Source organism: Pseudovibrio sp. POLY-S9 (assembly GCF_001431305.1).
In the GTDB taxonomy this organism is placed as follows: Bacteria; Pseudomonadota; Alphaproteobacteria; order Rhizobiales; family Stappiaceae; genus Pseudovibrio.
Genome location: NZ_LCWX01000074.1, coordinates 7,733 through 9,490, shown reverse-complemented (window position 1 = coordinate 9,490; position 1,758 = coordinate 7,733). Strand labels below are relative to the sequence as shown.

The 1,758-nt window shown below is 55.1% G+C and carries 1 protein-coding gene and 1 pseudogene; both read right to left on the bottom strand.

The features are described from left to right. Positions 1 to 1,407 (bottom strand): ATP-binding cassette domain-containing protein (locus PPL9_RS05490; RefSeq protein ID WP_208989190.1); only part of this gene is annotated, 1,407 nt, incomplete at its 3' end. A gap of 2 nt (positions 1,408 to 1,409) precedes the next feature. Further along, positions 1,410 to 1,758, bottom strand: a pseudogene (locus PPL9_RS05485) (branched-chain amino acid ABC transporter permease); the annotation flags it as partial.

The window sequence follows — 1,758 nt, the reverse complement described above, 5'->3', positions numbered from 1 at the left end:
GATCTGGATGTTATCCCAGACAGACAGCTCCATGAACACGCGCGGTTTTTGGAAGGTGCGGCCAATCCCGGCCTTAGCAATTTGCGCCGGGGCCTTTCTGGCAACACTAACCCCGTTGATCAGATAGGAACCGGCAGTCATGTGGCTGAAGCCTGATAAAACATTGAGCAGGCTGGTTTTGCCCGATCCATTTGCACCAACAAGCGCGTGAATCTCGCCGCGATGCAGGTCAAAATCCACCCCATCAAGCGCCACAACATGCCCAAACCGCTTCACCACATTCTGCGTTGCGATAATGGCTGTGCCTCTCGTTTTGGCCTGTGAGGTGATGAGCCCGTCCATCACTTTCATGAAGGGCTTGAGGTCAAAGCCCGCTCCGCGTTTTGCCCCGCTGAGCTTTTTGCGTCTCCAGCCATCCAGTGTGCCCACCAGACCATCTGGCATTGCCAGCACGATGAACAAGGTGACAACACCGTAAATCAGCAGGCGATACTCGACAAAATCCACCAGCAGAACGTGCGGCAGAATATAGATCACCCAGATGCCAACGATTGGCCCGAATATCTGCCCGCGCCCGCCAACAACCACGATGAAAAACAGCGTGAAGGACAGGTCAATCAAAAAGCTTTCCGGGGAAACGAAGCCCACCACAGGTACATAAAGCGCGCCCGCCAGACCCGTGCCGATAGAAACGATGGTAAACGCCAGCGCGCGCATATAGCCCGGCCTGATGCCAAGCGAGCCCGCAGCTTCCCGGCTTTCTGCGGCAATGCGCATGCGCCGTCCAAGACGCATATTACGCAAGCCATAGTGCAGGCCGATTGCGCCAAGGGGCAGCAGTGTCAACAGCATGTTGAGATAGGAGAGGGGGCCGATGACCGGTTGGGTCAAGCTGGGCACAAAATAGCTGATGCCGTTGATGCCATAGGTGAACTCGTCGAACTCAATCAGCAGCTGCGGGAAAACAATTGCCGCACTCAAAGTGACAAAGCCCAGATGAAAGCCCTGCACCCGCAAGGCTGGCAAAGCAAACAGCAATCCGCCCAAAGTAGCGCACAGCATGGCAAGGCCAATGCCAACGCCAAAGGAGAGCCCGTAAACCCCGCAGCCTAGAGCGAGACCATAGGTTCCCATGCCCAATATGGCACCTTGACCAAAGCTCTTCTGGCCTGCATCCACAAACAGAAAGTTCTGCAAGATTGCAACTGTCAGATAGATATGAACCAGCTGAAAGGTGTGATCCCAATAGGAGCTGCCCAAAAAGGCAGGCCCCAGCCCGGTGATCACAATGGCAATCAGCGCCAGTTTGAACTGCAGCTTATCCGATTTGAATTCACGTTTAGGAGCATCGCCAAGGCCAGCAAGGCTCTCATCGTGTTCAAGGGGGAGTGTGTTGAGACTTACCATGGTTACACCCTGCGCGCCGTTGCTTTGCCAAACAGCCCCTGTGGCCAGAACATCAAAATCGCCACCAGAATGATCAGCGATCCTAAATCCTGATAGGCCCCACCAATCTGATAGGCGGTCAACATGGCCATCACCCCAATCAAAGGCCCGCCAATAAGAGCCCCAGTGTTGTTGCCGATTCCACCAACAACAGCTGCGATAAAGCCGTTCATGACATAGCGCAGCCCAGCATCTGGACTGACAGAGACAATTGGAGCCAGCACAAAGCCGCTGATGCCAACAATCAGGCCAGAAATCGCAAAGGCAGTGAGTTGCAGCCGTTTCACATTCAGGCCAGCCGCGCGCGCGGCC